Annotated in this window: 13 protein-coding genes and 1 pseudogene; 8 read left to right on the top strand and 6 right to left on the bottom strand. The window is 57.0% G+C overall.

Going from position 1 to position 13,502, the window contains the following annotated elements; translation table 11 throughout:
• Positions 1-11 precede the first annotated feature (11 nt).
• Positions 12-413 carry a hypothetical protein gene (locus ACR0EL_RS00670; RefSeq protein ID WP_480497342.1) on the top strand — a complete coding sequence of 134 codons (402 nt, stop codon included), beginning with the start codon at positions 12-14 and terminating at the stop codon, positions 411-413.
• Positions 414-416: 3 nt separating this feature from the next.
• On the opposite strand, the gene ACR0EL_RS00665 is transcribed toward ACR0EL_RS00670, so the two are convergent.
• Together ACR0EL_RS00665 and ppk2 are read right to left on the bottom strand one after the other, a co-directional pair.
• Positions 417-1,781, bottom strand: a complete 1,365-nt coding sequence (locus ACR0EL_RS00665; protein WP_353008353.1) for an MATE family efflux transporter — start codon at positions 1,779-1,781, stop codon at positions 417-419.
• Positions 1,782-1,903: 122 nt separating this feature from the next.
• Positions 1,904-2,824, bottom strand: coding sequence for a polyphosphate kinase 2 (gene ppk2 / locus ACR0EL_RS00660; RefSeq protein WP_480497340.1), 921 nt, complete (start codon positions 2,822-2,824; stop codon positions 1,904-1,906).
• A gap of 123 nt (positions 2,825-2,947) precedes the next feature.
• Here ppk2 and ACR0EL_RS00655 point away from each other — a divergent pair, with 123 nt between their 5' ends.
• Entirely contained in the window at positions 2,948-3,823 is an 876-nt protein-coding gene (locus ACR0EL_RS00655) for an alpha/beta fold hydrolase (protein WP_480497338.1), read from the top strand.
• 4 nt (positions 3,824-3,827) lie between these two features.
• Here ACR0EL_RS00655 and ACR0EL_RS00650 read toward each other — a convergent pair whose 3' ends face one another.
• The gene (locus ACR0EL_RS00650; RefSeq protein WP_480497336.1) at positions 3,828-4,436 is read right to left on the bottom strand and encodes a carboxymuconolactone decarboxylase family protein; all 609 of its coding nucleotides are present in this window, start codon (positions 4,434-4,436) and stop codon (positions 3,828-3,830) included.
• Between the two features lie 167 nt (positions 4,437-4,603).
• On the opposite strand from ACR0EL_RS00650, the gene ACR0EL_RS00645 reads away from it, so the two are divergent.
• The 3 genes from ACR0EL_RS00645 to ACR0EL_RS00635 all read left to right on the top strand — a co-directional run bounded on the left by ACR0EL_RS00645 (position 4,604) and on the right by ACR0EL_RS00635 (position 8,358).
• Positions 4,604-5,596: a Hint domain-containing protein gene (locus ACR0EL_RS00645; protein WP_480497335.1), complete on the top strand. Its 993-nt coding sequence runs from the start codon at positions 4,604-4,606 to the stop codon at positions 5,594-5,596.
• A gap of 160 nt (positions 5,597-5,756) precedes the next feature.
• Positions 5,757-7,715 carry a DNA topoisomerase IV subunit B gene (parE, locus tag ACR0EL_RS00640; RefSeq protein WP_480497333.1) on the top strand — a complete coding sequence of 653 codons (1,959 nt, stop codon included), beginning with the start codon at positions 5,757-5,759 and terminating at the stop codon, positions 7,713-7,715.
• Positions 7,708-8,358, top strand: a complete 651-nt coding sequence (locus tag ACR0EL_RS00635) for a hypothetical protein (protein WP_480497331.1) — start codon at positions 7,708-7,710, stop codon at positions 8,356-8,358. The genes parE and ACR0EL_RS00635 overlap by 8 nt, the downstream gene beginning before the upstream one ends.
• Positions 8,359-8,463: 105 nt before the next feature.
• On the opposite strand, the gene ACR0EL_RS00630 is transcribed toward ACR0EL_RS00635, so the two are convergent.
• A complete protein-coding gene (locus tag ACR0EL_RS00630) occupies positions 8,464-9,303 on the bottom strand; it encodes an EamA family transporter (RefSeq protein WP_480497329.1) in 840 nt (279 codons plus the stop codon).
• 187 nt (positions 9,304-9,490) lie between these two features.
• Between ACR0EL_RS00630 and ACR0EL_RS00625 the strand changes: the two are divergent.
• Positions 9,491-10,237: pseudogene (locus ACR0EL_RS00625) on the top strand (hypothetical protein); the annotation flags it as partial.
• A gap of 7 nt (positions 10,238-10,244) precedes the next feature.
• Here the strand turns inward: ACR0EL_RS00625 and ACR0EL_RS00620 are convergent.
• Positions 10,245-10,919 carry a TIGR04283 family arsenosugar biosynthesis glycosyltransferase gene (locus ACR0EL_RS00620; protein ID WP_480497327.1) on the bottom strand — a complete coding sequence of 225 codons (675 nt, stop codon included), beginning with the start codon at positions 10,917-10,919 and terminating at the stop codon, positions 10,245-10,247.
• 73 nt (positions 10,920-10,992) lie between these two features.
• Here ACR0EL_RS00620 and ygfZ point away from each other — a divergent pair, with 73 nt between their 5' ends.
• Both ygfZ and ACR0EL_RS00610 read left to right on the top strand, forming a co-directional pair.
• The gene (ygfZ, locus tag ACR0EL_RS00615; RefSeq protein WP_480497325.1) at positions 10,993-11,730 is read left to right on the top strand and encodes a CAF17-like 4Fe-4S cluster assembly/insertion protein YgfZ; all 738 of its coding nucleotides are present in this window, start codon (positions 10,993-10,995) and stop codon (positions 11,728-11,730) included.
• Between the two features lie 111 nt (positions 11,731-11,841).
• Entirely contained in the window at positions 11,842-12,783 is a 942-nt protein-coding gene (locus ACR0EL_RS00610; protein ID WP_480497323.1) for an ABC transporter transmembrane domain-containing protein, read from the top strand.
• A gap of 63 nt (positions 12,784-12,846) precedes the next feature.
• On the opposite strand, the gene efp is transcribed toward ACR0EL_RS00610, so the two are convergent.
• Positions 12,847-13,410 carry an elongation factor P gene (gene efp / locus ACR0EL_RS00605; protein WP_480497321.1) on the bottom strand — a complete coding sequence of 188 codons (564 nt, stop codon included), beginning with the start codon at positions 13,408-13,410 and terminating at the stop codon, positions 12,847-12,849.
• Positions 13,411-13,502: the final 92 nt, after the last annotated feature.

Genomic DNA, 13,502 nt, shown 5'->3' with positions numbered 1-13,502 from the left:
CGGAGACCTTCATGACGGCCGAACTGCCCGAATACTACTTTCGTGTCCGCGAGAATGGTGCGGCTGTGTTCAAGGTCGACACCGAAAACCGCCAGCGGCGGATTGAGATGGACCAGATCGCGGTGATCAACATCCGCAACGGCGAGGTTAAGCCACATGGTCAGCGTAACCTGACCGATACGGACAAGGCTGAGATCACACGATGGATGGAGGATCGCAAGGCCCTTCTGGCCCAGCGTGACATAGATGATATTCACCGGGCGGTTGATTATCTGAACGTGACTACTCAATGGGCACAATCCAAAGCCACCGACGAGCAATTGGACGACGTCACTGACCGGCTATTGATGGCGATGCACGATCTGCGATCTGTACTGGTTCGGAAAAAGGCCGATCGACTGGAAAAGGACTAACAGTTACTCAGCCGGAACACCCACTTCACGCACGGATCGCATCCAGAACCGCGCCATCAGCAGTATAGCTGCACATGCGAGCCCCAGAACCAAACCCATCCAAACGCCAATGCCATCCATGCCTCGGACAAAACCAAAGTAATAGGAAGATGGCAGGCCAACGACCCAGTAGCTCAGCCCGGCCATGACCATAGGAACCTTGGCGTCCTGCAAGCCACGCAGCAGGCCCAGCGCAATGACCTGAGCGCCATCGACCAGTTGAAACAGCGCTGCCATGGCGAGCAACCCAGTTCCGATGGCCAGGATCTGGCCACGCTGCGGGTCATCAGATTCCATAAACAGCGAAATTAAAGGCTCGGCACAGGTGAGGAACAGGATGACCGTCAAAACGGACATAACCAGTGACATGATGGTCACTGCGATGGCACCTTTTTCAAGATGCGCACGATCTCGCCGCCCCAGAGCATTGCCAGCCCGAATGGTAGCCGCGTTCGATAGACCCAGATGCACCATGAAAGTGGCCGATGCGAGGTTCAACGCAATCCCATGCGCCGCCAGAGGCACCTGGCCTAGCCATCCCATCATGACCGCCGAAGTGGCGAACAGTGTGACCTCGGCCAGCGTTGTCAATCCGATCGGTACGCCAAGACGCAGAACGCTTCCAAACATCTCCCAATCCGGGCGCCAGAAGCGCTGGAACAGGTTGTATTGAGGCAAAACGTAAACCGCATAGGCAACAACCGCGACCAGCGACACAATCTGAGTGACCACTGATGCAATGGCCGCGCCCATCACCCCAAGCTCTGGCGCGCCCCAGTTCCCGAAAATCAAGGCATAGTTGGTCACGCCATTCACAAGGGCAGCAACAACCGTGATCCACAGGACGATCTGGGTGCGTTCCAACGCCGCAAGGTAGGATTTGAGCACCATGACCAACAGCGCCGGGAACAGGCCCCACCCTGCCACACGCAGGTATTGTGCCGCTGTTTCTGCTACTTGTGGCTCTTGTCTCAAAGCGATCAGGATCGGATAGGACCACCACAGCAACGGCATAACAAGCGCCGCATAGAGCAATGACAACCACAAGCCCATGCGCGTCGAACGGCGGATGCTGGTTTCATCCTCTTCCGCTGCGGCTGTTGCAACCATCGGCATCACCGCCCAGCCAAACCCGGCCCCAAACAGGAACAGAACAAAGAAATAGCTGCTGGCCAGTGTCACCGCCGCTAGGGCCTCGACCCCGTACCAGCCCAGCATGACAGTATCGGTCAAACCGATCGCAAACTGTGCCAGATGCCCGCCGATCAACGGCAAGCCCAGCACAGCGATGGCCTTGAAATGGGCCGGATATGTCATCACCTTGTTCATCCGACCAGCCATATGCGCGGCCCGAAGCCGGGGCAAGAGCGGATCAGATAAATATCGTCATGAGACTTATTCGCTGACGTATGGCTGTGGGCTTCACAACCTCAAAACTCAATTCTGTAAGTTCACGTGCTGGGATGCAGCGAGGCGCCCAGTATATGTTCGGACTGGTGAATCACGTGATGGGCCTGCCCGACGATTAGCGGGTCAGGCTCACCAACGATCGCTTCGTTTTTCTCGGGGTAGTCAAGCGACGCCAGAAAGTGGCGCATGCAATTCAGTCGCGCGCGTTTCTTGTCATTCGATTTGACGATGGTCCAGGGCGCATCGGCAGTGTCTGTATAGAAGAACATCGCCTCTTTGGCCTCGGTATAGTCGTCCCATTTGTTCAGGCTGGCCTTGTCGATGGGCGACAATTTCCACTGTTTCAACGGATCGGTTTCACGGCTTTTGAACCGGCGCTGTTGTTCTTCCTGCGTGACCGAGAACCAGTATTTGTACAGCTGAATACCCGACCGGACCAGCATCCGCTCCAGATCCGGTGTCTGGCGCATGAATTCAAGGTATTCATTGGGCGAGCAGAACCCCATCACACGCTCAACCCCGGCCCGGTTGTACCAAGACCGATCATAGAACACCATTTCCCCGACCGTCGGCAACTCCTGGACATAGCGTTGATAGTACCACTGACCTTTTTCTTCCCAGGTGGGTTTGTTCAATGCCACAACACGCGCCTGCCGCGGGTTCAAATGCTCCATGAACCGCTTGATTGTCCCGCCTTTGCCAGCCGCATCGCGCCCTTCAAATAGCAGTACGAATCGCTGCCCCGTCTCCTGCGCCCAAAGCTGTACTTTCAGCAGCTCCGCCTGCAACAAAGCCTTCTGCGCCTCGTAGTCCTTACGCGCCATCTTGTGTGCGTAGGGATATCTGCCGCTTTCAAACGCCAGGCGGATTTTATCGTGACAGGGCTGAGCAGTTTCCTGATCAGGCTTTGGCACGATTTTGACAGAAGATTGCTTTTCTTCGCGTGCTGCTACAGCGTCCATGTAGTGTTTCCTTTCCCTCGTTGTTCCCGCACGGCTAGCAGAAAGCGTCGAATTGCGCTTTGATCGGCATCAAATAGATGTGAGGAAAACCCATCATATCGCTGTTCAACAATTGGGGTAGAAATGGACACGGAATTCGCGGACCTGAACGGCCACCCCTTCCTATTGCGTCACTGGGGCGAAAGCGACAAACCACCATTGCTGATGTTGCATGGGTTTCCGGAATACGGCGGGGCTTGGAGCGATCTGGCCCCGCACCTATCCCACCGCTTTCATTGCATCGCCCCAGACCAGCGCGGTTACGGGCAAAGCTGGTGTCCCGAGGGTGTTGGCAACTACACCTTGTCCCTGTTGGTGTCAGATATGGCGACTTTGATCGAACAGCTTGGCGGGCCGGTCTGTGTGATGGGCCATGATTGGGGTGCGTCGGTGGCCTATGGGGTGGCGATGTTCCGACCCGATCTGGTCAGCCGGCTGATTATCGCAAACGGCGTCCACCCCGTGCCGTTCCAACGCGCCATGGCGGCAGGTGGCGCGCAATCTAAAGCCTCAGCCTATATCAACGACCTACGTGCGCCCGACGCAGCGCAGCGGTTTTCCGCAGATAACTTTGCGCGCCTGGAACGTTTCTTTCGGTTCGGCATGGGGCTCGACTGGTTATCTGATGCGCGGATGCAGGACTATCGCACAGAATGGGCGCGGCCCGGTCGGCTTGAGGCTATGCTGAACTGGTATCGCGCCTCACCGCTTGTGGTCGCTGACCCCGGAAAACCACGCACTGACTTGCCCGAACTGCCCCTGGATCGCTTACAGGTGCGATGTCCACATCTGTTGCTTTGGGGATCGGATGACAAAGCGCTGTTACCCGAAGCCACGGCCGGGCTCGAGGCTTTTGCCCCTGACCTGACCCGCATCGATATCCCCGGCACCGATCACTGGCTGCATCACCAGAGGCCCAAGGTTGTTGCCCGAGCCATACTGGATTGGATCGCGGACTGAGCCCCTAGATATGGCCCCAATCTTCGGGATCATCCGAGTTGTTTGGAGATAACCCGAGTACATCGCCATCGGTCGAGCAGCCCAGCCCCAAAACCGTCCGGTTGGCGTAGGAGAAATAGGAACAGACCTGATTGATTTCTAGGATTTCACCATCCTCCCATCCGGCATCGCGCAGGGCAATCACATCCGCTTCTACCATGGACCCCGGCGCTTCGGTCAGTTTCCGGGCATAGTGCATCGCAGCAATCTGAGCCGTGTCCAAAGGCGCCTCTTCGACGCGCCGCGCCTCAATCGCGGCACGGATAGCGTCCCCGCGCGGCGTATCGCGCAACAGTCGCTGCAAACCGCTGAAATGATGTTCAACGCAATAACCACAGCGATTGAGAGAACTGACCCAAACGCCCAAAACCTCAAGAAACCACTTTGGAACCGTGTTTCCGGAATGATGCAACACGCTCTTGTAGATCGCCATATGGCCTTCCATCGAATGCGGGCGCAGGGAATGCACCATCATGATGTTATCCACATTGTTGTTCGGTCCGGTCACCCGGTCATAGAGTTTTCGCAGCCGCCCTGTGGCCTGCTCAAACGGTACGGTTTTGATCCAGCTCATATTCGCCCTGCCTCATTGGTTTCCCGGTTAGGGTATTCGTAAATCACTGAGTTATCGAGAGAAACCGGAAATCACTGCACTAGTTTTCAACCTTATTATGTTTTGCACCTATTTGGTGTATGATGAATTTATACTTTCATTAAAGTTGTTCATCGCGAGTAAATCAGATGAAATTTGTCACGATACTCGAAATTAATGCCGACCCGCTGAGCTCGACCAATGTTACCGTCCTGAACGCGTTTCAAGTAGCAGTCATCGACAATGATGACACCTTGGAGGATCCCGACGCCGATGGCGGCGCGCAGTTGGATGTTTCAGGCGTCCCTGGCTTTATAGGCAACTCGACCAACTTTCAGACCTTCGAGACCTATAGTGGCACCGTCAGCGGTTCACCCGTCACGTTCACGCTGCTTCAGTTTTCGAATCCACAATACATCATCGTCACATCTGGCAACGCAAATGTCGGCGATACAATCGCAAACACCAACAACACCATCGTCACCGCTCCGCCCGTTGACTACGACACACTGCCCTCCTTTGTCTGCTTTACTGCTGGGTCTTTGATCCTGACCCCATCCGGCGAACAGCGCATTGAAACCCTCAGGCCCGGGGACCCCGTCATCGTCGCAGACGGCAGCAGCCGTCCTGTGCGCTGGATCGGTCGGCGGCATCTCTCCTCGGCTGAGTTGAGGCAATCCCCAAGATTCTGCCCGATCCGCATAGGCAAAGACAGTTTATCGCCGGGATGCCCTGCACGCGACCTACTGGTTTCACCGCAGCATCGGATCGTCGTGTCCTCTCATCAGATGCAGCTGTATTTTGGCGATAGGGTGATGCTTGCGCCGGCCAAAGGACTTGTTGACGGGCAATCTGTTACGCAGGATCCGCCAGATCAGGACGTCGAGTATATCCATATCCTGTTTGACAAACATGAGCTGGTGCAGGTCGAAGGCCTTTGGTCCGAAACCTTTTTCCCCGGGGACACCAGCCTGGATGCGATGGCCCGCGAAACCAAGCGAGAGCTTCTTGAACTGTTTCCCGAACTGATGTCCCGCGGTGGGCCATTCGGCGAAACGGTCCTTCCGGTTTTGAAACCGCGGGAAGTGCAGATGTTGCACCCCACACTTCGTGCCCCCGCCGGAAATCCCGTCGCCTTCTAACGGTTTAACTTGCACGGTCCACGAACGCGGCCCTGTTGCTGCAAAACGGCATGACAGGGCAATTGAGGCGCGCAAATTGCACACAACACCTCGTGGCCCTCTTCCCCCGAACCACATCCCCTGCCATAATGGGGGAAACTCAAGAACAAGAGCAGCACCCATGCCCGACGACCTGTTGACGCCCGAAGCAACCACCACCTATGACGCCTCCTCGATCGAGGTGCTGGAAGGGCTGGAACCTGTTCGCAAACGCCCCGGTATGTATATCGGCGGGACCGATGAGCGCGCGTTGCACCATATGGTGGCTGAAATCCTCGACAATTCGATGGACGAAGCGGTCGCAGGCCATGCCAACCGGATCGAGGTTGAACTGCACGCAGACTACGCCCTGACCGTGCGCGACAACGGGCGCGGCATTCCGATCGATCCGCACCCCAAGTTTCCGGACAAATCCGCCCTTGAGGTCATCCTGTGCACCCTGCACGCGGGCGGCAAATTCTCGGGCAAGGCCTATCAGACCTCGGGCGGTCTGCACGGCGTGGGTGCATCGGTGGTGAATGCTCTGTCGGATTCGATGGTCGTGCAGGTGGCGCGGGACAAGACGCTGTTTGAACAACGCTTTTCACGCGGCATTCCCCTTGGCCCCGTCGAAAAGGTCGGCGCGGCCCCCAACCGGCGCGGCACGACCGTAACCTTCCATGCCGATGCCGACATCTTCGGCCATCACAAGTTCAAACCAGCCCGCCTGTTCAAATCCATCCGTTCCAAGGCCTACCTGTTCTCAGGCGTCGAAATCCGCTGGAAATCCCACATCGACGACGGAGAAACCCCGACCGAGGCGACCTTCCACTTCCCCGGCGGGCTTTCGGATTACCTGAAGGAGACGATGAACGGCTCGTCCACCTATGCCGAGCAGCCCTTTGCGGGCACCGTGGACTTTCGGGAAAAATTCGGCACCCCCGGCAAGGTCGAATGGGCGATCAACTGGACACCGTCGCGCGACGGGTTCATCCAGTCCTACTGTAACACCGTGCCAACGCCCGAGGGTGGCACCCATGTTGCGGGGTTCTGGGCGGCGGTCCTCAAGGGGATCAAGGCTTACGGTGAGCTGATCAACAACAAGAAGGCCGGACAGATCACACGCGACGATCTGATCACCGGCGGCTGCGCGCTGGTCTCCTGCTTCATCTCCGAACCGGAATTTGTGGGCCAGACCAAAGACCGTCTGGCCACGGTCGAGGCACAACGGCTGGTCGAGAATTCTGTCCGCGACCATTTCGATAACTGGCTGGCCGCGGACACGAAATCCGCCGGCGCGATCCTGGATTTCCTCATCCTGAGGGCTGAGGAACGCCTGCGCCGACGGGCCGAGAAGGAAACACAACGCAAGTCCGCCACTAAGAAACTTCGTCTCCCCGGCAAGTTGGTGGACTGTAGTAGTTCAACACGCGACGGAACGGAATTATTCATCGTCGAGGGCGATTCTGCGGGCGGATCTGCAAAAATGGGTCGCGACCGAAAAACGCAGGCCCTGCTGCCCCTGCGCGGCAAGATCCTGAACGTGCTGGGTGCGGCCAGTTCGAAACTGGGTACCAATGCCGAAATCAACGACCTGACCCAAGCGCTGGGTGTGGGCCTTGGCACCAAGTTCAACGTCGACGACCTGCGCTATGACAAGATCATCATCATGACCGATGCGGACGTGGACGGCGCGCATATCGCCTCGCTGCTGATGACGTTCTTCTTCACCCAGATGCGGCCCATGATCGACGCAGGCCACCTGTATCTGGCCTGCCCGCCTCTGTACCGCCTGACGCAAGGCGCTAAGCGCGTCTACTGTCTGGACGAGGCCGAGCGCGACGAGTGGCTGGAAAAAGGTCTGGGCGGCAAGGGCAAAATCGACGTATCTCGCTTCAAAGGTCTGGGCGAAATGGACGCCAAGGATCTGAAAGAGACCACGATGGACCCGGCCTCGCGCAAACTGATCCGCGTCACGATTGACGAGGACGAACCCGGCGAAACCGGCGATCTGGTCGAGCGCTTGATGGGTAAAAAGCCCGAACTGCGGTTCCAATATATTCAAGAGAACGCGCGGTTTGTGGAGGAGTTGGATGTTTGATTATCGCAAACACTTGCGATGGTTTTATACTATAGCTGCTATCTTGGCATTCATACCCGATTTTGCCCAGAGTGAAGAAACAGACAACAGCATCTTTGAGGAGTTCCCAAGTTGCGAAGCATACATCTCCTTTTTGAATGGTGAAGATGTAGCCCCAACTCCAGATTGCTATTCGATTTCTAGTTTTCTCATATCGAATAGTCACATGGGTGCGAGCGAGTTCATCAAAGAGGCTCTCAAACAATACTCTCAAAATAGTGGTATATCTTATATGTTTCGTTATCTTGATAAGTTACGCACACGAGACTACTCGCTCGCTTACTTTTGGGCTGACAATGCCGACCGCCAAGTTTACGCGTCGCTCTTGCGCTCAGGAGATTATTCCAGGGCCGACTACTATGCTTCCGCCCTGCAGAAGGCTAAATACGATCTAATTGAAATCTTTTGTCAAAACACCCTGCAATGTCCGGAACTGTCGAGGATAGATTTTGCAGCCAATAACCCTTTTGAAAATCAAACAATATTCAAAGGCCACAGTGCCAGAAAGCTCTTGGCATGTTTAGTACGGACGGATGGCTTTACTGTACCGATTGAAGAGGTCGTTTTGTCGAAGAGATATCTCGGCTGCCTACGAAGCATGTGATCAAGAGTAGGATGGGTTTTTACATCCATTAAGATTGCCGCATCAAGAAGAGTATAAACACCCATCCTACATTCCCGTAGGCCGGACTTCAGCCCGACATTCCCCTCACACCGCCAGCCCGATAAGCGCCACCCCGCCCGCCATCAGCACCGCAGCCCCCAACCGGCGCATCCAGTTGCCCTCGTGCAAAAACACGAACCCAATCAACGCCGCAAAAATCACCGAGGTTTCGCGCAAGGCCGACACGGCCCCCAAAGGCGCGAAGTTCTTGGCGTAGAGCACCAGACCGTAGGCCGTCATCGATACCAGCCCGCCAAGGATGCCGATCATCCAGACCTTGGCGGGCAGCGCCGCCAGCGTGTCTCGCTTGCGCACCCCGACAAACCCCGCGATGAACAGGTGCAGGAACGCGCCCCAGGCCCAGTAGCTGAGCGTATTGCCCGACAGCCGCACACCGATCCCATCGACCACCGAATAGATCGAGATGCAGAACCCCGTGCCCAGCGCAAAGCCCAGCGCGCTGCGCCCAACGCCGGATCGCAGGGCGCTCCAGCTACTCAGCTGGATGCCCAGCGCGATCAGGGCGATCCCACCCCAGGCTTGCAGGGGCAGAACCTCACCCACCAGCACCATAGCCCAGAGCGAGACCAGCGCGGGCACGATGCCGCGTGCGATGGGGTAAACGACGCTGAGGTCGCCGTGCTGATAGGCTTTGCCCAGCATGAAGTAGTAACCGAAATGCACGACGGTCGAGAGCGCAATGTAGACGAAGCTCTCAGCGCTCGGTAGCGGCAACAACAGGATCATCACTGAGGCCGGGATCACATGCCCAAACGCCACAAGGCCCAGCGTCGTCGTCCGGTCTGCCGCCGTTTTGACGATGGCATTCCAGACCGCATGCAGCAAAGCCGCCGTGAGGATGATGAGGATGACGAACAGGGTCACGCTTGTGCCTTCCGCGCTGTGTCTTGGCCCTGATTGGGTCAACTACGCAGGTTGCACAGGAGGCGTTCAATCTCAATCCGGAATTCGATCCCGTTTGGTTTTGAATGTGCACTTGCGTTTCGCATCTTCGAAACAACTGCGCGTGATCCCGGTTGCATGGAACATCGCAGCGCCTAAACTTGGGGTCATGAACTTCGTGGCCGATAACCAACTACCACTTCTGATCCTGTTCTTTGTGCTGGGGTTGGTCGGAACCGGATTTCTGTTCCGAAAACCCGCAGGTCACCGGGCGTGGAAACTGGCTGATCTGGTCTGGGTCGTGCTAGGCGGTATCGGCGCTCTGGTCGCTGTTCTGGCGGGCCTTTATACCGCCGATAGCTCTCGGCTGGATCGCCAGATTGATGTGGCCTATGCGGCCTCATCCGCCTTTGATCGCGATGCGGCGCGCTTCAGGTTGCGGTTCTGCGATCCGGCCTATGACCCCGACACGGGCGTTCTATGCGAAAAGGTCGAGTTTCTGTCGGCTTCCACCGCCAGCAATGCCGATCTACCCCTTTTTATCGAGGTCACAAATGAGGTCGCTCCGCTGCAAGGGCTGCATTTCCTGTTTGGGCGGCAAGAGAAGGATGAGATGGAGCAGATGTCAGCCAAGGCGGATGCGTTCAACATCGATCAGTTCCTGGTTTTCACATCATTGGACGACGACACACAGACCGCGATTGACAACATGCGCCGCAAAGTGCCTGCGATTGCGGGAGACTACCTGATCCTCGCCCAGAGCTATGATGATCTGATCGAGCAGGTCGCCAAGCTCAAGGACGAGTGGGAGTATTTGCAGTCCAACGCGCATATTCTGGTGCTCCAGATCGTTGCGTTGTGTCTGGTCAGCTTTGCCGCGCCCTTCAGGCTGGGCAAGTCAATTGTCGAACTGCGCACTTCCTTTAGCGCCGATACGACTGGGCAAGATGTTCCGGATCAGCCCCAAGAAGATAGCGCATCAAGGTCCACAGATTCCGAGCCCCCCGTCGCAGCCAGCCCGTCCGTTCATAACGCTCCGCACTCGTGACGGCGCGGGCCTCCAGCAGCGTGATCCGAGGCAGCGCGCGCGCAAGGGCCACGTCCTCCATCAATGGCTGGTCCTTATAGCCCCCGGCACGCAGATAGACATCGCGCGGAACCAACAAACCCTGATCGCCATAAGGCAAGCTGAACAAGCCGCTGCGCAGGTTGGCCCAACCGGCGACCCAGCGCGGGGCCAATCCCTTGGCGCGAAATGACAGCCGAAACGCCGCCGGGGATTGTAAAGCCAGATGGTCCGCCACGGGTTTTGTCCAACCTGGTTCCAGCACAGTATCGGCGTGTAAGATCAGTACCCAATCACCCTTGGCTAGGGCACAGCCACGCCGTAACTGTCCCCCGCGCGAGGCGGACCCGTCGACCAGCTCTGCCCCGGCTTCTTCAGCGATCTGCGGTGTCAGATCGGTCGAGCCACCATCGCTGATGATCAACTCGCGGATCAGGCCCGCATGCAGCCCCTCCATCAGGGCCTGCAAACAAGCGGGCAGCGTTGGTTCTGCATTCAATGTCGGGATCACGATGCTGATCGGCGCGGGCACAGCTGATAACCTCTGGTCTTGGCAGCAGAACTTCCTATATCACGAGGCCAGAGCAAATGACGAGGACCCTGCCATGCCCAATCGCCGCATCCTGCGCCTGACCGGCTCGGACACCGAGAGTTTTTTGCAGGACCTGATCACCAACGATATTGGCGGACTGGAGGCCGGACTGGTCTATGCGGCACTACTGAACCCTCAAGGTAAATATCTGGCCGATTTCTTTCTGAAACGGGACGCCGAAGCCGTGCTATTGGATGTGGCCGAGGTGCTGGGGGACGGGCTGACAAAACGGCTGGGCATGTACAAATTGCGCGCAGATGTGGCGATTGAGCCCGCGGGCTTGAACCTCCAACGTGGCACGGGGCCTGCGCCCGAAGGTGCCCTCCCAGATCCGCGCCATGCGGACATGGGCTGGCGCGCTTATTCCGACAGGCCCGAAGGTGATGACGGGACCAACTGGGATGCCATCCGTGTACGACATTGTATTCCCGAAAGCGGGATAGAACTGCATCCCGACAGCTACATCCTTGAGTCGCGCTTCGAAGACCTGAACGGCGTGGATTTCAAAAAAGGCTGCTATGTCGGGCAGGAAGTTACCGCCCGGATGAAACACAAGACCGAGCTGCGCAAAGGACTGTGCCGAGTTCAGGTTGAAGGCAGCGCGCCAGCAGGAACCGAGATCAAAGCTGACGGGAAACCGGCGGGGACTCTGTTCACACAATCCGGGGCACATGGGATCGCCCATCTGCGCTTCGATCGTGCCAAAGGCGAAATGCGTGCCGAAGACGCAGTGATCACACGCGCCGACTAGATCCCCGCTGTTGCCGATCCGTTACGCTTGAACGCGGCCCCGCTGCGGATAGGTTTGATCTGCTGTCCCGCACTGCCAAACTGAGGGCGCCGTAACCATCCGGGTGCCGTCATGCTAAAGCTCTACACCGCAATCTGGCGCGCCAGCGCCGGACGGCAGATTATTCTAATCGTACTGTCACTGGCCGTTGCTGCACTGGCCGCGGTTCCACTTGAGTTTCAGCGTGACATCATCAACCACCTGACCTCGACCGATGTCGGGATCGAGCGGCTGGTTCTGTTGGGCCTTGGGATGATGGGTGTCATCCTTCTGAGCCTCGCGCTGAAATGGGTCTTGGGGTACCGCGCCGGAACTCTGGGCGAGGACCTGATCCGCCTGATCCGCCAGCGCCTTCTGTGGCGTTCGACTGATTTGAATTCATCAGGTGAAACCGTCCGCAAGGGTGCAATGAGCACCGCGATATCGGCCGAGGCCGAGGAGCTCGGGAAATTTGCAGGTGGTGCGTTCTCGGATCCAGTGGTGCAGATCGGCACCCTGATCAGCGTGATCGGCTATATCTCTTCTACCCAACCAGGGCTTGGAATGATTGCGTTTTCGATGATCGTGCCACAAATCGTTATCGTCTTGATGTCGCAACGAAAAGTGAACGTCTTTGTCGCTGAACGTGTCCGTGTTCTGCGACAGGCCACTGACACTCTGACCGCTGATGATTTGAAAGCGGCCGAACACGATATCAACGCGATGTTTGACGATATATATGAAACGCGGCGGCGAATGTTTCTTTGGAAACTGTCAGCCAAATTTCTTCTGAGCGTCATCAACGGTGCAGGTACTGTTGGCGTTCTGATGTTGGGCGGCTGGTTGGTGCTTCAAGGCCGAACCGATGTGGGCACCGTGGTGGCCGCCACCAGTGGGCTCAGCCGAATTCAGGGGCCAACGTCATTCCTGATCGCCTTCTACCGGCAAGTTAGTGCGAACCGTATCAAGTATGAGCTGATGCTTGAGTTATTCGGCCCTGACCCGTCGCGCTATCGTCGGATACACAAACCATAAGAAAAGACCGCGCAGCGGGTGCTTGCACGGTCTTTTGAAATCCATGGACCGCTTGATGCAGTGTTACGCGCGTTCGGAGTATTCCATGGTCTCGGTGTTGACGATGATCATCTCATCCTGCCCGATAAAGGGCGGCACCATGACCTTGACGCCATTGTCCAGGATTGCTGGTTTGAACGAGTTGGCAGCGGTCTGGCCTTTGACCACAGGCTCGGTTTCAACGATCTTGCAGGTCACCTTTTGCGGCAGCGTCGCGTTCAACGCCTCGCTTTCATAAAATTCGACAACAATTGTCATGCCGTCCTGCAGAAACGGACGCCGTTCGCCCAGCAGCTCAGCTGGCAATTCGATCTGTTCATATGTCTCGGCATCCATGAACACCAGCATGCCATCGGACTCGTACAGGAACTGCTGATCCTTCTGCTCAAGGCGCACGCGTTCGACCTTATCCGCAGAACGGAACCGTTCGTTCAACTTGGACCCATTGCGCAAGTTGCGCAGCTCGACCTGAGCAAAAGCGCCGCCTTTACCGGGCTTTACGTGGTCCACCTTTACAGCTGCCCACAGCCCGTCGTTATGCTCAAGCACGTTGCCGGGGCGAATTTCGTTCCCATTTATCTTGGGCATTACATATTTCCTTCACAAACGGTTGATGCGTCAGTTGCCGTCCCTATATCTGGCAGGGCCAACCCTGACAAGACAACGACACTTAGTGCTGC

It is taken from the genome of Ruegeria sp. AH12, from assembly GCF_056541465.1.
This window is presented reverse-complemented; position numbering and strand designations above follow the sequence as displayed.

What these genes read in the sequence shown, in the direction of transcription:
- ACR0EL_RS00650 (WP_480497336.1), bottom strand. Translation starts at nt 4,436, where the DNA reads ATGAGCTGGATCAAAACCGTACCGTTTGAGCAGGCCACAGGGCGGCTG.
- ppk2 (WP_480497340.1), bottom strand. Translation starts at nt 2,824, where the DNA reads ATGGACGCTGTAGCAGCACGCGAAGAAAAGCAATCTTCTGTCAAAATC.
- efp (WP_480497321.1), bottom strand. Translation starts at nt 13,410, where the DNA reads ATGCCCAAGATAAATGGGAACGAAATTCGCCCCGGCAACGTGCTTGAG.
- ACR0EL_RS00610 (WP_480497323.1), top strand. Translation starts at nt 11,842, where the DNA reads ATGCTAAAGCTCTACACCGCAATCTGGCGCGCCAGCGCCGGACGGCAG.
- ygfZ (WP_480497325.1), top strand. Translation starts at nt 10,993, where the DNA reads ATGCCCAATCGCCGCATCCTGCGCCTGACCGGCTCGGACACCGAGAGT.
- ACR0EL_RS00635 (WP_480497331.1), top strand. Translation starts at nt 7,708, where the DNA reads ATGTTTGATTATCGCAAACACTTGCGATGGTTTTATACTATAGCTGCT.
- ACR0EL_RS00645 (WP_480497335.1), top strand. Translation starts at nt 4,604, where the DNA reads ATGAAATTTGTCACGATACTCGAAATTAATGCCGACCCGCTGAGCTCG.
- parE (WP_480497333.1), top strand. Translation starts at nt 5,757, where the DNA reads ATGCCCGACGACCTGTTGACGCCCGAAGCAACCACCACCTATGACGCC.
- ACR0EL_RS00665 (WP_353008353.1), bottom strand. Translation starts at nt 1,781, where the DNA reads ATGAACAAGGTGATGACATATCCGGCCCATTTCAAGGCCATCGCTGTG.
- ACR0EL_RS00670 (WP_480497342.1), top strand. Translation starts at nt 12, where the DNA reads ATGACGGCCGAACTGCCCGAATACTACTTTCGTGTCCGCGAGAATGGT.
- ACR0EL_RS00655 (WP_480497338.1), top strand. Translation starts at nt 2,948, where the DNA reads ATGGACACGGAATTCGCGGACCTGAACGGCCACCCCTTCCTATTGCGT.